Here is a 21,463-nt window from a genome sequence, read left to right as displayed (position 1 = left end):
AATTTTTTTCCACTTTTTAAAAACAGTGAAATAACTCATCATTCTGCGATTTCGCTCATACATTAATTTAAGACGGTGAAGGGAGAGAACGGAATGAATGAAGTAGAGCAAAAGGAACTTCAATACGCCATCGAAGAAATTACAGAAATCGCCACTGGCTTTGGGTTGGACTTCTACCCGATGAGGTATGAAATTTGTCCTGCAGATATCATTTACACATTCGGCGCCTACGGCATGCCTACACGTTTTTCCCATTGGAGCTTTGGCAAGCAATTTCATAAGATGAAGCTTCATTATGATTTAGGCTTGTCTAAAATATATGAGCTTGTGATTAATTCTGATCCTTGCTATGCTTTTTTGCTCGACAGCAATTCACTTATCAATAATAAGCTGATTGTTGCCCATGTATTGGCTCATTGTGATTTCTTTAAGAACAATGTCCGCTTTCAAAATACGAAGCGGGAAATGGTTGAAAGCATGGCAGCCACTGCCGACCGTGTCCGCCAATATGAAATACTGTATGGCAAGCATGAAGTGGAAACATTTCTTGATGCAGTTCTTGCCATTGAAGAGCATATCGATCCAAGCTTAATGAGACCGAAGCTTGCTTGGACAATGGATGATGTAGAATTTGAGGAAGTGGAAGAAACGGTAGAAACGCCATATGATGATTTATGGGGCTTGGATTCCCGCAATAAGCCAAAGAAGGAAAAAAAGAAAATCATTAAGAAATTTCCTCCGCAGCCTGAAAAGGATCTTATGCTGTTTATCGAAAGCTTCAGCAGAGAGCTGACAGACTGGCAGCGTGATATTTTAACAATGATGAGAGAAGAAATGCTGTATTTCTGGCCACAGCTTGAAACGAAAATTATGAATGAAGGCTGGGCTTCCTATTGGCATCAGCGAATCGTTCGGGAGCTTGATTTAACGAGCTCAGAGGCTATTGAATTCGCCAAGCTGAACGCAGGTGTTGTGCAGCCGTCAAAAACGGGAATTAATCCTTATTATCTTGGTCTGAAGATATTTGAGGACATTGAAGAGCGTTACAATAATCCGACAGAGGAAATGAAAAAGAGAGGCGTTAAGCCAAACTCAGGCAGAGAGAAGATGTTTGAGGTCAGAGAAATTGAATCCGATATTTCCTTTTTGCGGAACTATTTAACGAAGGATTTAGTAACAAGGGAAGACATGTATTTATTCCAAAAGCAAGGCAGAGAATACAAAATTGTTGATAAAGGCTGGGAACAGGTAAGAGATCAGCTTGTCAGCATGAGAGTCAATGGAGGCTTTCCTTATATCACTGTTAATGACGGCGATTACTTAAAGAACGGCGAGCTGTACTTAAAGCATGGCTATGAGGGGATTGAGCTGGACCTTAAGTATTTGGAAAAGGTTCTTCCATATATACATCAGCTTTGGGGCAGAAATGTTCATATGGAAACGATTGTTGAGGACAAAAATATGCTGTACACCTATGATGGAAAGGCATTGCACCGCAAGTATCTATAAGAGGGAAATATTCGGGAGGCTTGCAGCTGCGGGCCTTTTTTCTGTTTCAAAAGGATTTTATAAAAGGAAAAAAGGATAAATACTCTTTCATCAAGAATTAAGTAAAAAAACGCTGAACAAGAAACGAGGGAAGGATCTGCCATGGAAGAAAGAAAAATAATCATAACAGGGTACGGAACGGTTGCGAAGGAAATAGTAAAGATAATTAAGGAGCACAATAAGAGATATCAGGATACCTATGGTTTTTCTAGCAAAATTACTGGCATTATCGGGTCACAAGGAATGATTTACGAGGAAGCTGGATTAGACTTAGAAACATTGCTGTCCTTCGGCAAAGGATCACAAGCTCTCAAGCAGTATGCCCAATACAAGCAGGTGCCATTGGCAACAGCGCAAATGAAAGGTGACGTATTGATTGAATGCTCCCCAACCAATCTGGAAACAGGTGAACCGGCATTGTCCTATATAAAAGCTGCTTTAAAGGAGAATATGGACATTATTTCAGTGAGCAAAGGCGCGCTTGTTCATGCTTTGCCTGAATTGAAGCAGCTTGCTGACAATAACGGCTGCCGCATCAAATACAGCGGCGCAACAGCTGCAGCTCTTCCGACTCTGGATATTGGTGAATACAGTCTCGCAGGCAGTCAGATTACCGGGATAGAAGGCATCCTGAATGGCACCTCTAATTTCATTTTAACAAGTATGTCAGATGCTAATCTTTCCTTTGAGAAGGCTCTGGAGCTGGCCCAAGATAAAGGGATTGCCGAGGCAAACCCAGCACTTGACGTCCAAGGATATGACAGTGCCTGCAAAATACTGCTGCTCGCAAACGGTCTGTTTAATAAAACATGGACGTTAAAGGATATTAGCATTGAAGGCATTGAAAAGGTAACAAAGGGCGATATGCAATATGCTAAAATAAACGGCAACGATATTAAGCTTGTCGCCAGTGCAAGAACCATCAATGGCAAAGTGTCTATTCAAGTAAAGCCTGAAGTTATTTTTGCAGATAACCCGCTGATTAATGTGAAAGGAACAAACAAAGGCATCTTGTTTCACACAGAAGAAATGGGTACGATTTGCTGTATTGGCGGCGCTTCCCATCCTAGAGGAGCAGCAGCGGCAGCTGTTAAAGACATGCTTAATTTATATCGGTAAAGAATAAACCGGCCACCATTACGAGGGCCGGTTTTTATTAAGGAGATAACGCTAAAAGCTGTTAAGAGAGTATCTGTGGTTGCATTCTGCTGACACCGCAGGCATAGCAAGCCGGATAAGCTTCCGTCCATAGGGGGCAGCTTCTCATACTACGGCTTGGCTTTAGTCATAGTGCTGATTTCTGGGCAGCGAGCCGCTGATACTTGACGATATACGTATCAAGCTGTTCACTGATCTGAAGTGTTCCCGGATCATTAAGTCCTTTATCGCTGCCTGATTTAATCAGCTTCAGCTTCAACGATTCAATATCTTGCAGCAGCGCGCTCATACTCTCCTTATTATCTTTTCTCGTTATCATAATGATTACTCCTAGGTATCAATCTTTGTACTTATTTTAACAAATTAATTTGGAAAAATTAAGTGTTTTTATAAGGAAATTTACATAATTTGAAAACATCCGACAAAAAACTGCAAGTTTGGTACAGACTTTTTCCAAAGAGACACAATCATTTCCGTTAGGCAAAGGAAAAACATTATGTGTTCATGTAAGCGCTTTTACATTAAGATAAGGACATAAGGTAATACAGCAACACGGAATGCAAAAAGCATATACGGCAAACAAAAACAAACTTAAATGAAACAATGGTATATGCTAGGAAGCATTCCAAAAAACTCTTTTATTATACAATTTTAATTTCTAGGAGGAATTATATTATGAATATTCTACTATGCTGTGCTGCAGGGATGTCTACAAGTCTATTGGTAACAAAAATGGAAGCTGCTGCAAAAGAACAAGGTATTGAGTGCAAAATCTGGGCAGAAAGCGCAGATGCAGTAAAAAGCCATATCGATAACGCAGATGTCCTATTGCTTGGACCACAAGTTCGCTATTTGCTTCCGCAAATGAAAAAGCTTGGCGCAGAAAAGGGAATTCCAGTAGATTCTATCAATATGATGCATTATGGAACTTGCAACGGAGCAGAAGTACTAAAATCAGCTATTAACCTAGTTAACAACTAAAATAGGATAAGGTGATAAATATGAATAAGTTCTTAGCCTTCTTAGAAGAAAAATTTATGCCTTTTGCAGCCAAATTGGCTGCTCAAAGGCACTTAGGCGCATTAAAAGACGGTATCATATTGGCAATGCCGATGATTATTATCGGTTCAGTATTCTTGATTCTAGGTTATCTGCCAATTCCAGGCTACGCAGACTTCATGGCAAGAACATTTGGCGATGCATGGCTGACAAAGATTTCTTATCCAGTTGATGCAACATTCAATATGATGGGTCTAATCGCAGCATTCGGTATTGCGTACAGATTGGCTGAAAGATACTCATTAGATGCTATTACAGCAGGGGTTATCTCACTATGTGCTTTCCTGTTGGCAACACCATTTAATGTTCCTTTCCTTGCAGAAGGTGCAACAGAAGCTGTAGCAGTAGGCGGCGCTATCCCAGTTGCATTAATGGGAAGCAAAGGTCTATTCGTAGCAATCTTAATCGCATTATTCTCAACAGAAGTTTATCGTTTCATCATTAATAAAAACATGGTAATTAAAATGCCGGATGGTGTTCCACCAGCAGTCAGCAAATCATTTGTTGCTTTAATTCCGGGCTTCATTGTAATCGCTATCATTTGGGTAATTCGTTTAATTGTAGAATATTTCGGTATTAACAGCATACATGATATTGTAACATTAGTTCTTGGCAAACCGCTTGGCCTATTAGGTGGATCATTAATCGGTTCTATTATCGCTTACGGATTAGTAATGCTTCTATGGTCTGCCGGTCTTCATGGTACAAATATCGTTGGGGGAGTTATGAACCCAATCTGGCTATCTAACACAGATGCTAACAAAGCTGCTTTCCAAGCAGGAAAAGAACTTCCGGAGATCTTTACAGCTCAGTTCTTTGAAGTATTTATCAACATCGGTGGTTCTGGTGCAACATTCGCATTCGTACTAATGATGGTATTGTTTGCACGAAGCAGACAAATGAAGGATTTGGGCAGATTATCAATCGGTCCGGGAGCATTTATGATTAACGAACCAGTTATTTTTGGTACACCAGTCGTAATGAACCCATTACTAATCATCCCGTTCTTCTTAACACCAATTGTAACAATCACAGTGACATATTATGCAATGAAACTTGGCTTTGTGGCAAAACCAGCAGGAATTGCAATTCCTTGGACTACTCCGCCACTAATCGGTGGATACTTGGCAACAGGCGGAAAGCTTTCCGGTGCAGTGATGCAGCTTGTCAACATTGGAATCGCATTTGTACTTTACTTCCCATTCTTCCGAACTTGGGATAAACAAAAACTAGCAGAAGAAAAAGGCACAGAATTCACAAAGGTAAGCTAATAACTATAACAACTTAGTGCGCAAGTGTTTTTGAAAACGCTTTAAAAATACTTGCGCTTATACTTAACAATTTTTACATTCTAAAATAGAGAGGCTGATTATAAAATGGCTAATATGGAAGAAACAGTATTCCAGATTATTCTCCACGGAGGAAATGGAAAAAGCTGTGCAATGGAAGCAATTGCTGCTGCTAAAGAAGGAAACTTCGAGCTTGCGAAACAAAAGATGGAGGAAGCTGCTGAAGCATTGAATGATGCCCACCATATCCAGACATCCCTCATCCAAAATGAAGTAAGAGGGAACAAAATTGAGGTTTCCTTGCTGATGGTGCATGCACAGGATCATTTAATGAATGCAATTACGCTTAAGGATTTAGCACAAGAAATTATTGATTTATATGAACTTGTTAAAACTCCTGGAGGTGTCCAAAAATGACAAACGGAATTAAAATTGCCACAATTGGCGGAGGATCAAGCTATACACCAGAATTAGTAGAAGGTTTCATTAAAAGATATGACGAATTGCCGATCAGAGAATTATGGCTTGTTGATATTGAAGCAGGGAAGGAAAAGCTTGAAATCGTTGGAAATCTAGCAAAACGCATGATTGAAAAAGCTGGCTTGCCAATTCAAGTTCATTTAACACTTGACCGCAGAGCTGCACTTAAAGATGCAGACTTTGTTACAACACAATTCCGTGTCGGCCTCCTTGATGCCCGTGCGAAGGATGAAAGAATTCCGTTGAAATACGGCGTGCTAGGACAAGAAACAAACGGACCTGGCGGTTTGTTCAAAGGCTTGCGCACTATTCCTGTTATTTTGGATATTTGTAAGGATATGGAGGAGCTTTGCCCTAATGCATGGCTGATTAACTTCACAAACCCTGCCGGCATGGTAACAGAAGCAGTGCTTCGCTATTCTAACATCAAAAAAATAGTAGGCTTGTGCAATGTTCCAATCGGCATGGAAATGGGTATCGCGAAGCTTCTAGAGGTTGATCATTCTAGAGTTCGCATCGACTTCGCGGGATTGAACCATATGGTTTACGGCCTTGATGTTTATGTAGACGGAGAAAGCGTAAAGGATAAGGTTATCAACCTGCTGACAGATCCAAACAACAGCTCATTCGTAAAAAATATTGAAGGTCTTGGCTGGGAGCCTGAATTTATCAAAGCATTGAATGTACTAACATGCCCTTACCATATGTACTACTATAAAACGAGCGAAATGATCGCGAAGGATCAGAAGAATTCGAAAAACGAGGGAACTCGTGCTGAAGTTGTACAAAAACTTGAAAAAGAATTGTTCGAACTCTACAAAGATCCAAATCTAGCAATCAAGCCGCCGCAATTGGAAAAACGCGGAGGAGCATACTACTCTGATGCTGCAGTCCGTTTAATCAATTCCATTTACAATGACAAACGCGACATCCAGCCTGTTAACACAATCAATAATGGTGCAATTGCCGGCATCCCGAATGACTCAGCTGTCGAAGTGTCCAGCATCATTACAAAGGACGGCCCAAAACCAATCGTGATGGGTGAGCTTCCAGTAGCAGTAAGAGGACTTGTTCAACAGATCAAATCCTTTGAAAGAGTTGCAGCAGAAGCAGCAGTAACAGGAGACTATGACAAAGCTATTCTAGCTTTGACAATCAATCCGTTATCACCATCTGACACAGTTGCGAAAGAAATAATCGACGAAATGCTTGAAGCACATAAAGAACATTTACCGCAGTTCTTCAACAAAGTAGAAGCTTAAAAAATATAAACCGAAAAAAGGCGGAGCAATCCGTCTTTTTTTGTTTGAACAGCTTTTCTTAAAAATGTATGATAGCAAAATTAAATTAAACAGCTGCTTCTTCAGAGTTATCTGTTTGTGTATGTGTAAATAAATAGGTTAGGTAGGAGTGAAGCTCAAATTTTTCCTCTGTAATAAAATCCGTTACATTCATTTTCGTCATTTTCTTCATCGTTAATTCCTCCTTTATACTAGCATTCTTCCCAAACTAGCAAACTCTTATGCATAGAAAGTGAAAAAAGATTAGTAGAAAAGAAAAAAACTATATGAAAAAGCCATGCAATTAGCATGGCTTCGGTTTATGACTATCCGTTCTTTCCATCAATCAGGCGCAAGAATTGCTCTTCGTTAACAATCTGGATATCCTGCCCCTTTTCTTGCAGCTCAAAAGCTTTCTTTTCTTTTGTGCTGATGCCTGAGGCACCGACAAGCTGTTTATCTTGAACGCCGACAACAAGGAAGTTTGTTTTTCCGCTCACACCGCTTTTGACAAGTCCGCCTGCGTCAACGACCTTCTGCATTGCTTCTTTCCTGTCTAGTGTTGCTAAGTCCCCTGTGAAGACGACGTTTTTGCCGAACAGTGCATGTGTCTCGTCAAAGGTTTCCGTTGTTGCTGCAATTTCGGAAATTGCTACAGAATTAAATTTCTTAACAGGTTTTGGAGCCGTTCTTTTTTTGCTGAAGGATATTTGCGGCTTTAATGCTGAAAATGGCTTTACTGAAATTCGTCGATTTGTCGTTAAATAAGCATCAAGATCACGTTCATCCATCGCTTTCACGCAGGCAATTACTAACTCTGCACAGGCAATCGCATCCGCTCCTGCATGATGATGGTTTTCTAACATTACACCAAAGCGGGCGGTGCGTGCTTTTAAAGATTGTCTCACACCTTCTCCCCTGCAGGCAGCCGTACTGATGGATATACTGTCAGCAAAGCGCAGCTGCGGTGCTTTAAGATTGTATCTTGCCAGACAGCTGTGCAAAACACTCATATCAAACTGAGCATTATGAGCAACAAGCAGCTGACCTGTCAGCTCAGACTCAAGCTGCTTCCATACTTGATCAAATGCTGGCTGCTCCATAACATCCTCTGCAGTAATGCCGTGAACTCGAATAAATCTCTCATTGAACTTTAACACGGGCGGTTTAATGAGATAATAGTCTGTCTTTACAACCCGATTGTTTTCCACATAAGCAAGTCCGACCGAACAGGCACTGTCCATCTCTTCATTCGCAATCTCAAAATCTATCGCAATAAAATCCATGTTATCACTCCTCGCACATACTTCTTATTAATAATATAACATGTACATTCACTAGAGTGATAATCAAGAAACAGAGCAAATTATTCCAAGCTGAGGCTCCTAGTCTTATAAACAGTATCCCTTCCTCCTTTCAAGGGATTTTCTAATGATTCTCAAAGATAATTTCCAATATATTAATATTTTGAAATAATTATTACTCTGTTGTAATCTTCGTCGAAAGATTACTTTTTCTGCACATATAGTCATATAATGGATATGTAAGTTTAGAAGTAAAGGAGGGATATAAATGGAAAAGTTGAAATTCGTGAAAGATTACAAACAAGATGACGTTTTGCGGCAAAGTTTTTCAGAGCTTGCTAGCAGTGTATTTGGGATAAGTTTTGAGGAATGGTATCAAAAAGACTGCTGGAATGACCGGTATATTCCATATTCTTTTCATGATCACGGAAAGATTGTTGCTAATGTCTCTGTTAATCTAATTGATTTACTAATAGCAGGACAGAAGAAGAAGGCTGTGCAAATCGGTACAGTTATGACACATCCAGACTACAGGGGATGTGGATTATCTCGCAGTTTATTAGAAAAAGTCCTTGCAGATTATGAGGAGAAAACAGATATAATATATCTTTTTGCTAACAATGAAGTGCTGGATTTTTATCCGAAATTCGGTTTTAAAGAAGTGGAAGAGCAAGAGTTCTTTCTTGAGTACAAGCATAAACAGACAGAAGGTGTGACTGTTCGTAAGCTCAATGGAAAAAGTGTAGACGATCTTCGGTTCATTGAGTCTGTGGCACGCAGGAGAAAACCGTTGTCTCAAGCATTTTCGACAGAGGGGGCATGGGGGATTCTGCTGTTTTATTGCTTGAATGTATTTCATGAGCATATCTATTATTTGGAAAAAGAGGAAGTTATCGTTATCTGCGAGATGGAAGGGAATAAACTTCATCTATATGAAGTGATGGCGAGTCATTCCATTGTTCTTGAGAAATTACTAGCGCAAATCGCAAAGGCTGATACGACTGAAGTGGTCTTTCATTTTACCCTAGACAACCTGACTGGTTTGTCAACAAGGCATTTGCCTAAAGAGGGTGATGCGCTGTTTGTGAGGACGGTAGGGGAGACTGTTTACCCGGAAAACAAGAGGCATTCATTATTAACAAAGGCATAAAATTATACTGGAATAAAAAAGATGAATATGTCTGGAAAATAAAAAAGGAGTGAGGACAATAGAAAAGGAAGGGCTCTCACTAGAAAGAATTATCTTTATCGGCAGGACATATGAGGAATATATCGATATGTTCTCACTGTCTTTAGAAGAATTAAAAGGTAAGCGGATACTAGATTGTCCAGCAGGTGCCTGTTCCTTTACTGCAAAAGGGACAAAGCAGCATCTAGATATAACAGCATCAGACATAGCTTATTACTATGGAAATGATGAGTTGTATGAAAAAGGTCTTGAAGACATAAAGCATACTGCCTCTGCTCTTGAAAAAGTAAAGGAACATTTTGTCTGGAACTACTTTAATGATGTCACAAGCTTGCTAAAGCATCGAAAAGCAGCGCTTAACGACTATTACCAGGACAGAGCTAGTAACCCTAAAAAGTATATTCCGTGCACTCTGCCAACTTTGCCCTTCGCAGAAGAGGAATTTGATATCGTGCTGTCAGCCCACTTTTTATTCACGTATGCAGACAGACTGGATAAGGAGTTTCATTTTGCTGCAATCGATGAACTGCTTAGAGTGACAAACGAAGAATTGCGGATTTTTCCGACAGCAGATCTTGACGGCAATAGATATGCTCATATGGATGAGCTGATTGATAGACTGACAGCAAAAGGTTATAAAGCACAAGAAATGAAGGTCGGTTATGAGTTTCAGAAAAATGCTAACACGATGCTGCGTATTATTAAAGGACATCACGAGTAAGCTGATGTCCTTTTTAACGCCATAATGATAGACTAAAGAACAAACGTTAGAAAGGGTTAGGAGCATGCAAACAGCGATAATGACAAAAAGCTGGGCAGAGGAAATCCTCAGCTGGAAGTATGAACCGCCATATGATTTTTACAATGATCATAATAAGGAAGAGTCGATGCAAGAACTGCTTGAAGAGCCTTATTTTGCAGTGTTGGATGACGGCGGGGCATTGATTGGTTTTTACTGTACGGGTACTTCTGCGCAAGTTCCCCTCGGGCTGTTTTATGGTGTTTATGTGGAGGATAGTCTAGATATTGGCTTAGGAATGAAGCCTGAACTGACTGGAAAGGGAATGGGGGCGAGCTTTATCCGCTATATTTTGAACCAGCTTAAAACAACCAGCAGCTCCGTCCGCCTCACTGTCGCAGCCTTTAATGAACGGGCAATTACTCTTTATGAACGTGCTGGCTTCCGAAAAACATATATGTTTACTGGTGAAGATATGATATTTTATGTAATGGCAAAAACCATTTAGAAAGGCTTATTTTGATAGATAATATAGAATGACCATAATTAATACACTTGGAATAACAAGAAGACTTGTGCGTATCCAATAGAACCTTGCCTTTGTATATTGGTTCTTTTTTCTTTCGAGTTTTTTCACAGATAGGCTCATGAATAGTATAGTGATTCCGGCTAAAAGACTTGCTGTGATATTATTCATCAGAACAAGACCACGAGAAAATGGCAGCTTTTCATAAACATCCTCCTTTAAATCCTATTATATGAAATATCTCTAATGAAAAACTTAGTCATTTAAACCTAATAGTGAAGGCTTTGTGTCCATGACTTAGGTGTCTGTCTTATTTGCACAAAGATTTTTTGATAAGATTTATAGTGTAAAAAAAGGGAGGCGGATTTTTGTGAATGTAAATGAATTTCAAGAATGGGTTAAAGCTTATTATGAAAAACGGGGCTGGTCCGAGCTGGATATTTTCATCCGCATCGGTTTTTTGGCAGAGGAAACAGGCGAGGTTGCAAGAGCGATACGGGCGTTAGAAATTGGCAGAGACAGACCGGACGAAGCGGAAGGAACAGTTGATCAGCAAAGACAGGAATTGACAGAGGAGCTTGGCGATGTGTTAGGCAATATTATTGTTATTGCTAACAAATATGACATTTCTCTTGAAGAAATCTTCCATTCCCAACGCGAAAAGCTTAATAAACGCTATGCTGAAAACGTAGAATAAAAATAGTTAAATAGAAAAAATTGGAACTTTCTCCTCCTAATCTGGTAATATATTGGTAGAGTAGCAGACAGGAGGATAATAATGGATAGAAAAGCGTGCTTGCTCAGTGATATTGCTGGTGCAGGGTTTTTGGCAGTTTTTTATATGGGATTAATCCTGTTTTTTGACTGGAATATGTATGCGTTTACGGTTGGTGGATCTTATTGGCTTCTTTTTTGGTGCAGCGGAGCTCTTGGTTCTTTTTTAGTGAGCCAGATTGCTGCAAGCTATCCAAAATGGACACTGCCAGCATACACAGCTGCAGCTGTTATGTTTTTTCTTTTGCTCAAACCGAGCTACACAATTGTTGTCTCTGTCCTGCTTAGTGCCGCATGCACACTGTTGCTTTATTTCGGGAAGAGTTTGGCAAGAAAACTCAAGCTATTCAGATACAGCTTTTGTGTGCTTCCCATCCTGTGCTTGTTGATTACCCTACCAGATACAACAATCAAAAAGGAATGGAATGAGGTTGTCGGCAAAAACTCATATTCTGCTTATTTTTTATACTTTGATGGGGCAAAGGAAATACCAATTGAAGTGAAAAAGGGTGAGGAGCTACTTGTGACGGTAAAGGTAAAAAATGAAAATGGCGGCGGATACAGCTATTATATTGTTGATAAACAAAACAGAACTGTCTCCTCCATAAAAACAAATCCAAGTCAGCTCAAGCTGAATATAGATAAAACCGATACTTATACAATAATAGTAAAAGGGGAAAGCTTGCGAGGCGGTTTTGATGTAGAATGGCAAAATCGCACACAAGACTCTTAGAGGTTTATGATGAAGAAAAGGAACCTGCTGCTTGCAGCTGGGCTTATCATTTGTGCAGCCTTGTTTTCTTATTACCAAAATAACAGACTAGATTGGAGCAGCTATACCATAACATCACAAAAGTTAGCTGGTGCTGGTGTGAAAATTGTTCAGCTGTCTGATTTACACAGCAAGCAATTCGGTGAGAATCAGACGCGGCTCGTTACCAAGGTGAAAGCAGTCAAACCTGATATTATTACATTTACAGGTGATCTTGTTGACCAGAAAAAATATAATGAAAAAGCTGCTCTTGCTTTAATGAAGCAGCTTGCAGCTATTGCACCAACCTTTTATGTTACTGGAAATCATGAGTATTGGTCTGGGCGTTATGAACAGTTGGAGGAAGGGTTAAAGGCGGCCAATATTAATATCTTGCATAATCGGAAGGAAAAGCTTCACATGAACGGAACGACGCTTCTTATCGCAGGTGTTGATGATCCAGCTGTCAGCGGAAACGATGATGCGGCATTAACAGTTGAAGGGGAGCTGAAAGTAGCTCTAGAAGGCGTGACAGAGCAGGATTTTGTTCTGCTGTTATCACATAGACCTGAGCTATTTTCCTTATATGAAAAGCATGATATCGATCTTGTATTGTCTGGACATGCACATGGCGGCCAGGTGAGAATCCCTTTTGTTGGCGGATTAGTCGCACCTGACCAAGGCTTTATGCCAAAGTATACTGCAGGTATGTTTGAAAAAAATGAAACAGCAATGATTGTAAATCGCGGGCTCGGCAACAGTATTATTCCACAAAGGGTGTTTAACACCCCGGAAATAGTCGAGATTACTATTAAGAATAAATAGCCTTAAAAGGAGAGGATGCAGAGAACTGTATCCTCTCCTTTTTTGAGTTATTGACAATTAATTTAAAAATGCATAGAATATAAACAAACGAAAGTAAAATTTGTTTGTTTAAATACAAACTTTTAAACGGAGTGTTTGTTTATGAAGGAAGACTATTTTAGCAAATCAACCCTAGAAGACTTAAAAAAGGGATATGTCGAGGAAACGGACACTTTTATCTGTCTTTTATGCGGTGAAGCAGTTGAAAAAGGAATCATCTATCCTGATGGAAATGTGCTGTACGAAGCGGAAAAGTTTATGAAGCTTCATATTGAAAGAAGCCATCAATCTGTTTTTGAATATTTAATAAGTCTTGATAAAAAAATAACAGGCCTAACTGACCACCAAAGCAATCTGCTTCGCCTCTTTTATCAAGGTAAGAGTGATGCAGAGGTACAGAAGGAGCTTGAAATCGGCAGTGCCTCAACGATTCGTCACCACCGCTTTGTGTTGAAGGAAAAGGAAAGGCAGGCAAGAACCTTTCTTGCACTGATGGAGCTGTTAAAGGAAAAAGATGGCCATGCGCCAAGCTTTGTACCTATTCATAAAACAGCAAAACAAGTGGATGACCGCTATAACATCACAGAGGAAGAACAAGAGAAAACAATTCGCAAATATTTTGAGAACCAGCCAGAAGCAAAGCTGAAAAAATTCCCTTTAAAAGAAAAGCAGCGGCTGATTATTTTAAGAGAGATTATGAAAAGTATCGATAATGAAGTGATATACAGCGAAACAGCTCTGAATGACTTACTAAAGCCAATCTATGAAGACTATGTACTAATTCGAAGATTGCTGATTGAGTACGGCTTTATTGACAGGAAAGACGACGGAAGCGAATACTGGGTCAAAAAATAATGCCAAGCAGGTGAATAAAATGGACAGGAAAAAGGAATTAAAGCAATTATATAAAGAAACACCAGTCGAAGCAGGTATCTATCTCATTAAAAATCGTGAAAATGGCAAGCTATTTGTTGGAAGCACACGAAATCTGAAAACATTAAACGGTGTGAAATTCACACTCGAAAACGGTGGACATACGAATAATGGGTTAGCAGCTGAGTGGAAGGAATATGGAAAGGATGCCTTCACATTTGAGGTGCTGGAAGTCTTAAAGAAAAAGAACGATCCATATTTCAATGAAAAAGAAGAACTAGGCAAGCTGGAGGAAAAATGGCTAGCAGAGCTGCAGCCGTTTGGAGAAAGAGGCTATAATTAAGAGGATGGGATGCCCATCCTTTTTTTATGGTTGGAAAAGTAAATATGGCACAGATACTTCCTCTTGGTCCAATCCTTGTTGCTCTTTAAGGAATATATACTGCTCTGCTTCCTTTAGCTCCATCCAAGCGATAGCTTCAATCTCTTCAGGCTGCTGTATAGCTAATTTCCCGCTCATAATTTTTCCGTAAAAGGTGAAAAAGACAGCATGGTGACCTCTGTCTGGAAAAAATTTTTCTGTAATTGAAGAAATTCCGCCTACCTCAACCTCTAATCCTGTTTCTTCCGCTCCCTCTCGGACAGCTGCATCCATGAGAGTTTCGCCCTGTTCAACAGCCCCGCCTGGCAATGTCCAGTAAGGACCATTGCTGCCGCTGTTTTGCACCATTAAGACATGTTTTTTTTCATCATCAAACAGCAAAACATAAACAACATCTACTCTTTTCAATCGACTTACACTCTCCCTATGGTAACTCGTAATTTAATAAGCTTAGTGTATAGATAAAGCTGTACTTTTACCATATTTATTCAATAAAATTTAACACTAGTAATGCATACTCTTTTTTGCTGCAATTATTTTATAAAGCAGTATTCTGAAATTAATGAGGAAGGAAAAACTGGAAATAAAGCAGAATCAATTAAGAGACACTAAAAAAGGAGTGACAAAGTTGAAACCAGCAATTACAGATTATCCAGAGCATTACCGTAATTATGTTAACCTTGTGCCTGAGGGAAATATCATTGAAATCCTCGAAAGCCAGCTTCATGAAACGAAGAACCTGCTTGCAGACATAAAAAAAGAGCAGGCTGATTTCCGCTATGCAGAGGGAAAATGGAGTGTGCTTGAGGTTGTCGGCCATGTGATGGATACAGAGCGAATTATGAACTATCGGATATTGTGAATGGCAAGGGGAGATCAAACACCGCTTGCTGGGTATGATGATGAAAGGTATGTGGAAGAATCTAACTTTTCAAGCAGAACGATAGCTGATCTTCTGGCAGAATGGACTGTTGTAAGAGCTGCCACTGTTGCTTTGTTAAAGGGGCTGCCAAAAGCATCTTGGATGAAAACAGGCTTTGCCAACAATGGAGAATTCACAGTAAACTCTATTGCTTATATTATTGCTGGCCATGAGCGTCATCATGTCGGTCTCCTTAAATCGCGATATATGCTTGGCTAAAGGGGAGAGAGCATATTGGCTAAGAAATCAAGTCGCCAATATGCTGCCTCCCGACAAGTAAAGCTTAGAGCTGATCTTAATAAAGTCTGTCAGCAATGGCGACAGATGTTTATCTTTGTGCCAGGCGAGATTTGTATAAATAGATGGAAGACTATTGCCCCAATCCAGCTTCTTAATTAAACCAGTCTCAGCCTCTTTTTCTATCGCCATTAACGGCAATATGGCAGCACCCATCCCTAAAAGGGCACATTGCTTAAGTGCTTCAATGCTAGAAAATTCCACCTTGGAGCGTGCATAATTCCCTGAGAGTGCCAATGTTTCTTCAAACGCTGTCCGATAAGAGCAGCCTTCCTCTGTCAACAGCAAGGTTTCCTGTGCTAATTCCTCTGGAGACACATATTGTAATTGAGCTAGTGGATGATCAGAGGCGACAAAGAGCACCATTTCCTCCTCCAAAAGCCGGACTGTATGCAGATAAGTGTCACTCCGGGAGATATCGGTAATGAAAGCAGCATCCAATTCCCCTTTTAACAGTCCTTCTCTGGCATGTTCATCAGAATGGGCCGGTTTGAAAATAACCTTCACCTCAGGATATTTCTGCTTAAATGTCTTTAAAATCGGCGGCAGCCTGTAAGTACATTGGCTTTCTTGCGCACCAATAATAATTTTGCCTGTCCTTGCTTTTTCATTAATAGATGTATGCGCCTCTTCTGACAGTCTGATTATTTCATCGGCATATTGCTTATATTTTTTTCCTGCATCCGTTAAGACAATCCGCTTGCCGAGCCGTTCAAACAACGGAGTACCAAGCTCTGCTTCAAGACTTTTTATTTGGGCTGTCACACTCGATTGTGCAAAGTTGAGCTGCTTGGCAGTCAACGTGAAATTTAAATTTTCTGCTGCAGTTTTAAATGTTTTTAGCTGTTTAATCTCCATATTCCCACCTCTAAATCGGTTTTTTCGATGATTTAAATAGTTATATTCAGCTTTTTTGATTAATGCTACCATTATAAAATAAAGATAAGGAAATAAGAACTTAAAAGGAGGATTTTTAATGAAGGCATTATGCTTTATGGAATTTGGACAAAAGGAAGTGTTGCGTTATATGGATGTGCCTCATCCGGTTATGAAGGAAGATGAAGTGCTAATAAGGACAAAAGCAATCGGGCTGAATTATGCTGATATTTACAGAAGAAAGGGCCATTATCATCTTGAAGGCGAACCGCCGTATATTCTCGGCTACGAAGGGGCAGGAGTTGTAGAAGCTGTTGGCAAACAGGTGCAGGGAATTAAGATTGGTGACTCCATTGCTTTCGCTGATGTACCTTATGCTAATGCCGAATTAGTGGCAGTCCCATTTCATAAAGCCATCCCAATCCCTGATAATATTGCCTTTACAGACGCAGCGGCTGTTCTGCTTCAAGGTTTGACTGCTCAATATTTGGTAGCGGACAGTTTCCCTGTCCAACAAGGAGATACAGTGGTTATTCATTCAGCTGCAGGCGGTGTCGGTCAGCTGCTTGTTCAATTGGCTAAAATAAAAGGAGCAAAAGTGATTGCCATTGTGTCATCAGCGCTTAAAGCAGAGGCGGCCAAAAAAGCAGGAGCGGACCATACGCTCACATATGCTGATAATTGGACAGCTTCCGTGCAGGAATTGACCGATACTAAGGGAGCGGATGCAGTCTATGATGCGGTCGGAGCAACTTTAATGCAAAGCTTTGAAGCAGTAAAGGTAGGCGGTACGGTAGTATTTTACGGAATGGCTGGCGGCAATCCACCGCTCATAGATCCTCGTATGTTGATGGATACAAGCAAAACACTCACAGGTGGAGACTTGTGGAATGTCCTAACTACCAGGGAAAACCGAATCACCCGCGCAGGCGAGCTGTTTCAGCTAATGGCAGAAGGCAAGCTTTTGCTTCCTTCCATAACTACCTTTCCATTAAGCGAGGGGCAAGCTGCTCATGGCTTGTTGGAAAGCAGAAAAAACATCGGAAAAATAATCCTCCTGCCATAAGAGCTGGAGGATTATTTATTAGTCCAAGTAAAGCACACCGCCGGATGATACCGTAAAACCGGACGTTTTGTAAAAGTTAGCATTATGCTCATCAAAGGAAACAGTCAGAATTCCTAACCCGAACTGTCTTGCCTCCGCAATCAATGCTGTGACAAGTTCCATGCCAATACCTTGCTTTTGTTTGCTTGGATGGACCATTATGTCCTCCACATAACCGTGTTCCAAGCCCATCCCGCATACATAGCCAAATGCGACAAGCTTGCCGAACTCATCCCTGCCGCCAGCCCAGAAATTACATCTCTCTAATAAAGAAGGATAGTCCTTATCCCGTCTTCCCCAGCCAACAGCCTCCCTGAGGTCAGGAACTTCATGATTTTCAATTGGAAGGTTAACCGCAATATTTACTTTCATGTATGCCACCCCTTTTTTTATTGAAAAAATGCTGTAAAGTAATTATAAAGGAATAGATTAGGTAACTTGACTATTTTTTTGTAAATATAGAATCTTTATGAAGATATATTCGTATAGTTACATCATGAGAGTGGGGTGATTAACATGGGGAAAACAAAAACAGTCATGACAGGGATTTTATCAACAGCTGTCCTTATTGGCATTACCGGCTGCAGCAGCAGCGGAACAGCAACAGGCAGTTCATCAAGCAATAGCGATATTCCACCAGTACCAGATGATACAAACTGCACCAATTGGGAATGGGATGATGATGATGGTGTCTGGGAATGCGAGGACAGCAATTCCAGATATTACGGCCATTATTTCTACGGTGGAAAATATTATAATTCAAAGTCTTCTTTGCTTAAAAATACGAGCTATAAGAAACAGCAGCAATCAAGCAGCTCCAGTTCAAGTGTGAGCGGTGGCAGTGATTCAACCAATAAATCAAGCGGCTTCGGAAGCGGCAAAAAAAGCTATGGCGGCTAATATATTTTAGAAAGGGAGTGTAAACGTGAACTTATACCTTAATTTCGGTTCTTATTTAGGAGTAGCAATTGTGCTGCTAGTTATCGGTATTCTGTTATTTATGTTAAGTACACCAAAAATAAATGAAATGAGGCTGATTGCAGAGAAAAATGTCAGTGCGGCATTGCTCCTCGGCGGTAAGGTCGTCGGCTTGGCAATAGTATTAGGAGCAGCAGCTGAATATTCGGTTTCACTGATAGATATGGCGATTTGGGGAGCAATCGGTATTGTAGCACAGATTGTCGTTTTCGTATTGGCAGAGGTAGTTACAATCCGCTTCAGTATCAGCAATGCTATTAAAGAAGATAATCGGGCAGTGGGCGTCATGCTGTTTTCATTATCTCTTGCGATTGGCTGGATTGTGGCAAAATGCCTGTCCTATTAATGAGGGAGCTGTAAAATGAAAAAACTGACGTATTTTATTGATAAAGGCAACGGAAACTATGAGCCATTTTATGAGTATGATGTTCGGGATGTTGGTATTGATGAGCTGTATGCAAGGCAATTATGCACATACCTCATCATGAGAGGCCAGCAATATGAGCTTGTATGCAATGAGATGTCAGGCAATGAGGAAATTCTCGTCATTCAGGACAGAGGCAGAAATGTCACCGTGCTTGATGAAAAGAACTACAGAGGCAAAGGCATCCATATCGAGTTTAGAAAGCATCGTGAAGCAGATAATTATCAATTGCTTGCTTCCATTCCTGTCGCAAGCCACTTTGATGTGATTCGCTTTTTACTGAAAGATATCACGGATATTCCCAATGTTGGCCAAATGGAGGTAACTTCAACAGAAATCGATGAAGACAGAGGCGTATACGTCCTGTATGTAAAGGATTTGGAGGAGGAATAGAATGGATCGCCACATAGAAAACAGAAGGCGCTTCTATTCGCAGATAGACCGCTTCTGGGCAGACCTTTACGGGGAGGAGTATGCCCTTTATGATGTGCATATGCTGTCACAGGAAGAAGTGGAAAAGATACGCCAAGTCAGTGAATATACTGGGCGAATATTCTTTAAAACATGGGAGCTTTTAAAGGAAGTGCCAGACCGGACATTGCGGGAAATGGGCTTTCCAGAAGAAGCCTTCTCTTTCTTGCGTCTGGAGACAATGGCAATAAGAAGTGTTATTTCCAGGCTTGATTTAATCCCATATCAAGACAGCTATAAATGCATAGAAATTAACGCAGACACACCAACCTTTATTAAAGAGCTGTTTTCCATAAACGGCAAAGTATGCTCAGAGTTTGCCGTAACAAACCCGAATGCAGGCTTGGAACAGGCATTAAAGACAGCTGTCCGCACTGCGATCGAGGAAGCGGCAGAAGCAATTGGCAAGGACAGGCCAACGATTGCCTTTACTGCCCATGACGACAATATCGAAGATAAAGAAACAAGCCTGTACTTGCTGAACATTTCAGAAACAACCGGCACATACATACCGCTGCATAAGCTCCAGATTGAAAAGGGGAAGGGGCTGTTTGACGAGGCTGGAAATCAAATTGACATCCTGTACAGACAAACCTTTCCAATTGAAAATCTTATTCTTGATGAAGATGAAGAAGAAAATAAAATTGGCATCTGGCTGTTAGAGCTTGTTGAGGAAGGGAAGCTGTCCATCATCAATCCACCATCTGCCTTCCTGCTGCAAAACAAAGCAGTTCAGGCAGTTATTTGGAATCTGCATGAACAAAGACATCCATTTTATACAGATGAAGAGCATCACTGGATCGAGTCCTATTTTCTGCCAACCTACCTCGAGGCTGAACCCTTCATAGAGCGGAATATGGATTTTGTGAAGAAGCCAGCCTTTGGCAGAGAAGGAGACACTGTTGAAATATATAAAGGGAGCGGCAGGCTCGCACTTGCGGATACCCAGAAGTCCTATACCGACTTTCTCCCTGTCTATCAGCAGTACATCGAGCATCCAAAAGCATCAATACAGACAGAAAAAGGCCGACAAGAAGGGAGCCTTCTTATCGGCAGCTTCCTTCTTAATGGAAAGCCCTCAGCCATCGGACTTCGGGCTGGAGGTACTATTACGAATAATTTATCTTATTATCTTCCGGTTGGGGTTAGGGAATAAAAGAAAAAAGGAAATCAGAAGGAGATCTGATTCCTTTTTTTGTTTTGCTATTTAAATATAATTTCTTTTTTATTTTTACTTGAATGTTAGCAATCAGTGACCTGCATTATCTGTAAAGTGCCCGTCACCATCATTCATAGAAATATACAAATTTCATGAGTCAGCTGAAGTTCCTGAATATCCTACTGAAAACCCATTAATGGTGTCGTAGTAAGTCCTTAATAAAAATCCCAGCTAGTTTTGTGAATGAGCTGGGATTTTACGTTTTTTTTGTATGTAAATGAAAAATTTAAGAATGTTGGGCTAAGTCGATGCATTTCTTCGCTTCTAATAGTTAGTTATTTTTTAACCCAGCTGCATAAAGAGGACCGTTGACTGTAATGGTTGTCAGGATACGAGCCATTTCTTGGGGAGATTCCTTCCTGCCGCTATGCAACCACTGTTGCACTACTCCAATCAATGCCGTTCCCATGTAGGATGCCAAGTATTGCCCTGGAACAAGGAAATTTTCTTCTTTTACAAGAGAGCTTGGATTGTTTCCATAAAGTGAATTCCAGATAAATTCTCTCAGTCTTGTCTGAAATGATAAATCACCTTTTGGACCTAATAAAGCTTTCATAATAGCACTATTACTGTTTAAATATTCAAATAATGCAACGGTAAGAGGAAATGGTGGCACAACTGGAGCATCCGCCTCAAGTGAAGCAATAACACTGGGGAAGTTTTGCTTTGCAATACTGGACATTTCCTCCATGATTTCTTCTTCACATTTTGCCATTAAGTCAAATTTATCTTGATAATGGGCATAAAATGTTCCTCTATTAATTTTTGCTTTAGTTGTTATATCTTTAACTGTAATGGCTTCAAAACCTTTTTCGGTTATTAACTCTATCAATGCGTCTAGAATAGATTCCTTCGTTCGAGTGACTCTTAAATCAGTTTTACCTTCAGACATCTCAGGTTCCTCCTTTGTTGTTATCCAACACAATTTATAAAGGTGTTCTTTATCCAACATATA

The 21,463-nt window shown here is 40.3% G+C and carries 25 protein-coding genes and 2 pseudogenes; 20 read left to right on the top strand and 7 right to left on the bottom strand.

Going from position 1 to position 21,463, the window contains the following annotated elements; all coding sequences use genetic code 11:
- The first annotated feature begins 93 nt into the window (after positions 1-93).
- Together M3600_RS15040 and M3600_RS15035 are read left to right on the top strand one after the other, a co-directional pair.
- On the top strand, positions 94-1,509 hold the full coding sequence (locus M3600_RS15040) for a SpoVR family protein (protein ID WP_233315889.1): 1,416 nt from the start codon (positions 94-96) through the stop codon (positions 1,507-1,509).
- A gap of 138 nt (positions 1,510-1,647) precedes the next feature.
- A pseudogene (locus M3600_RS15035) lies at positions 1,648-2,667 on the top strand (homoserine dehydrogenase); the annotation flags it as partial.
- A 166-nt stretch (positions 2,668-2,833) separates the two neighbouring features.
- On the opposite strand, the gene M3600_RS15030 reads toward M3600_RS15035, so the two are convergent.
- Entirely contained in the window at positions 2,834-3,025 is a 192-nt protein-coding gene (locus M3600_RS15030; RefSeq protein WP_233315887.1) for an aspartyl-phosphate phosphatase Spo0E family protein, read from the bottom strand.
- A 356-nt stretch (positions 3,026-3,381) separates the two neighbouring features.
- Between M3600_RS15030 and M3600_RS15025 the strand changes: the two genes are divergently transcribed.
- The 4 genes from M3600_RS15025 to M3600_RS15010 all read left to right on the top strand — a co-directional run bounded on the left by M3600_RS15025 (position 3,382) and on the right by M3600_RS15010 (position 6,796).
- The gene (locus M3600_RS15025; protein WP_127739040.1) at positions 3,382-3,687 is read left to right on the top strand and encodes a PTS sugar transporter subunit IIB; all 306 of its coding nucleotides are present in this window, start codon (positions 3,382-3,384) and stop codon (positions 3,685-3,687) included.
- A 20-nt stretch (positions 3,688-3,707) separates the two neighbouring features.
- On the top strand, positions 3,708-5,036 hold the full coding sequence (gene celB, locus M3600_RS15020) for a PTS cellobiose transporter subunit IIC (protein ID WP_233315886.1): 1,329 nt from the start codon (positions 3,708-3,710) through the stop codon (positions 5,034-5,036).
- 105 nt (positions 5,037-5,141) lie between these two features.
- The gene (locus M3600_RS15015) at positions 5,142-5,471 is read left to right on the top strand and encodes a PTS lactose/cellobiose transporter subunit IIA (protein ID WP_127739042.1); all 330 of its coding nucleotides are present in this window, start codon (positions 5,142-5,144) and stop codon (positions 5,469-5,471) included.
- Complete coding sequence (locus M3600_RS15010; RefSeq protein WP_233315885.1) at positions 5,468-6,796, top strand: 6-phospho-beta-glucosidase; 1,329 nt, start codon at positions 5,468-5,470, stop codon at positions 6,794-6,796. Before M3600_RS15015 ends, M3600_RS15010 begins: the two co-directional genes overlap by 4 nt.
- 85 nt (positions 6,797-6,881) lie before the next feature.
- Here M3600_RS15010 and M3600_RS28990 read toward each other — a convergent pair whose 3' ends face one another.
- Complete coding sequence (locus tag M3600_RS28990; RefSeq protein WP_282581408.1) at positions 6,882-7,007, bottom strand: hypothetical protein; 126 nt, start codon at positions 7,005-7,007, stop codon at positions 6,882-6,884.
- A 133-nt stretch (positions 7,008-7,140) separates the two neighbouring features.
- Positions 7,141-8,100 carry an exonuclease domain-containing protein gene (locus M3600_RS15005; RefSeq protein WP_233315884.1) on the bottom strand — a complete coding sequence of 320 codons (960 nt, stop codon included), beginning with the start codon at positions 8,098-8,100 and terminating at the stop codon, positions 7,141-7,143.
- Between the two features lie 286 nt (positions 8,101-8,386).
- On the opposite strand from M3600_RS15005, the gene M3600_RS15000 reads away from it, so the two are divergent.
- The 8 genes from M3600_RS15000 to M3600_RS14965 all read left to right on the top strand — a co-directional run bounded on the left by M3600_RS15000 (position 8,387) and on the right by M3600_RS14965 (position 14,177).
- Entirely contained in the window at positions 8,387-9,268 is an 882-nt protein-coding gene (locus tag M3600_RS15000; protein WP_251646594.1) for a GNAT family N-acetyltransferase, read from the top strand.
- Positions 9,269-9,317: 49 nt separating this feature from the next.
- Positions 9,318-10,028, top strand: coding sequence for a class I SAM-dependent methyltransferase (locus M3600_RS14995; protein WP_251646592.1), 711 nt, complete (start codon positions 9,318-9,320; stop codon positions 10,026-10,028).
- A 64-nt stretch (positions 10,029-10,092) separates the two neighbouring features.
- Positions 10,093-10,554 (top strand): GNAT family N-acetyltransferase, encoded by a 462-nt coding sequence (locus M3600_RS14990; protein ID WP_237942047.1) that lies wholly within the window; start codon positions 10,093-10,095, stop codon positions 10,552-10,554.
- A gap of 388 nt (positions 10,555-10,942) precedes the next feature.
- Complete coding sequence (locus M3600_RS14985; RefSeq protein WP_251646590.1) at positions 10,943-11,269, top strand: MazG-like family protein; 327 nt, start codon at positions 10,943-10,945, stop codon at positions 11,267-11,269.
- A gap of 81 nt (positions 11,270-11,350) precedes the next feature.
- Positions 11,351-12,079, top strand: a complete 729-nt coding sequence (locus M3600_RS14980) for a hypothetical protein (protein ID WP_251646588.1) — start codon at positions 11,351-11,353, stop codon at positions 12,077-12,079.
- Between the two features lie 6 nt (positions 12,080-12,085).
- The gene (locus M3600_RS14975) at positions 12,086-12,922 is read left to right on the top strand and encodes a metallophosphoesterase (protein ID WP_251646586.1); all 837 of its coding nucleotides are present in this window, start codon (positions 12,086-12,088) and stop codon (positions 12,920-12,922) included.
- Between the two features lie 141 nt (positions 12,923-13,063).
- Positions 13,064-13,816, top strand: coding sequence for a DUF2087 domain-containing protein (locus M3600_RS14970; protein WP_251646584.1), 753 nt, complete (start codon positions 13,064-13,066; stop codon positions 13,814-13,816).
- A 19-nt stretch (positions 13,817-13,835) separates the two neighbouring features.
- A complete protein-coding gene (locus tag M3600_RS14965; RefSeq protein ID WP_233315876.1) occupies positions 13,836-14,177 on the top strand; it encodes a GIY-YIG nuclease family protein in 342 nt (113 codons plus the stop codon).
- Between the two features lie 24 nt (positions 14,178-14,201).
- Here the strand turns inward: M3600_RS14965 and M3600_RS14960 are convergent, their stop codons facing one another.
- On the bottom strand, positions 14,202-14,624 hold the full coding sequence (locus M3600_RS14960; RefSeq protein ID WP_251646582.1) for an NUDIX hydrolase: 423 nt from the start codon (positions 14,622-14,624) through the stop codon (positions 14,202-14,204).
- 154 nt (positions 14,625-14,778) lie between these two features.
- Between M3600_RS14960 and M3600_RS14955 the strand changes: the two are divergent.
- A pseudogene (locus M3600_RS14955) lies at positions 14,779-15,357 on the top strand (DinB family protein).
- A 27-nt stretch (positions 15,358-15,384) separates the two neighbouring features.
- On the opposite strand, the gene M3600_RS14950 reads toward M3600_RS14955, so the two are convergent.
- A complete protein-coding gene (locus M3600_RS14950; protein WP_233315873.1) occupies positions 15,385-16,293 on the bottom strand; it encodes a LysR family transcriptional regulator in 909 nt (302 codons plus the stop codon).
- A gap of 118 nt (positions 16,294-16,411) precedes the next feature.
- Between M3600_RS14950 and M3600_RS14945 the strand changes: the two genes are divergently transcribed.
- Positions 16,412-17,377: a quinone oxidoreductase family protein gene (locus M3600_RS14945; RefSeq protein ID WP_251646580.1), complete on the top strand. Its 966-nt coding sequence runs from the start codon at positions 16,412-16,414 to the stop codon at positions 17,375-17,377.
- A gap of 18 nt (positions 17,378-17,395) precedes the next feature.
- Here M3600_RS14945 and M3600_RS14940 read toward each other — a convergent pair whose 3' ends face one another.
- A complete protein-coding gene (locus M3600_RS14940; RefSeq protein WP_237942042.1) occupies positions 17,396-17,788 on the bottom strand; it encodes a GNAT family N-acetyltransferase in 393 nt (130 codons plus the stop codon).
- Between the two features lie 144 nt (positions 17,789-17,932).
- Here M3600_RS14940 and M3600_RS14935 point away from each other — a divergent pair, with 144 nt between their 5' ends.
- The 4 genes from M3600_RS14935 to M3600_RS14920 are packed head-to-tail and all read left to right on the top strand — an operon-like array spanning position 17,933 to position 20,445.
- A complete protein-coding gene (locus M3600_RS14935) occupies positions 17,933-18,316 on the top strand; it encodes an aminotransferase yhxA (protein ID WP_233315870.1) in 384 nt (127 codons plus the stop codon).
- Between the two features lie 25 nt (positions 18,317-18,341).
- Positions 18,342-18,740 carry a DUF350 domain-containing protein gene (locus M3600_RS14930; RefSeq protein ID WP_233315869.1) on the top strand — a complete coding sequence of 133 codons (399 nt, stop codon included), beginning with the start codon at positions 18,342-18,344 and terminating at the stop codon, positions 18,738-18,740.
- Positions 18,741-18,755: 15 nt separating this feature from the next.
- Positions 18,756-19,211, top strand: coding sequence for an RNA helicase (locus M3600_RS14925; protein ID WP_251646578.1), 456 nt, complete (start codon positions 18,756-18,758; stop codon positions 19,209-19,211).
- A gap of 1 nt (position 19,212) precedes the next feature.
- Positions 19,213-20,445 (top strand): glutathionylspermidine synthase family protein, encoded by a 1,233-nt coding sequence (locus M3600_RS14920; RefSeq protein WP_251646576.1) that lies wholly within the window; start codon positions 19,213-19,215, stop codon positions 20,443-20,445.
- A 334-nt stretch (positions 20,446-20,779) separates the two neighbouring features.
- Here the strand turns inward: M3600_RS14920 and M3600_RS14915 are convergent, their stop codons facing one another.
- Complete coding sequence (locus M3600_RS14915; RefSeq protein WP_233315866.1) at positions 20,780-21,400, bottom strand: TetR/AcrR family transcriptional regulator; 621 nt, start codon at positions 21,398-21,400, stop codon at positions 20,780-20,782.
- Positions 21,401-21,463: the final 63 nt, after the last annotated feature.

Origin of the sequence: Niallia sp. MER 6, from assembly GCF_023714395.1 — a bacterium.
In the GTDB taxonomy this organism is placed as follows: domain Bacteria; phylum Bacillota; class Bacilli; order Bacillales; family Cytobacillaceae; genus Niallia.
The sequence above is the reverse complement of the archived record's forward strand: the minus strand, read 5'-3'. Positions and strand labels throughout refer to the sequence as shown.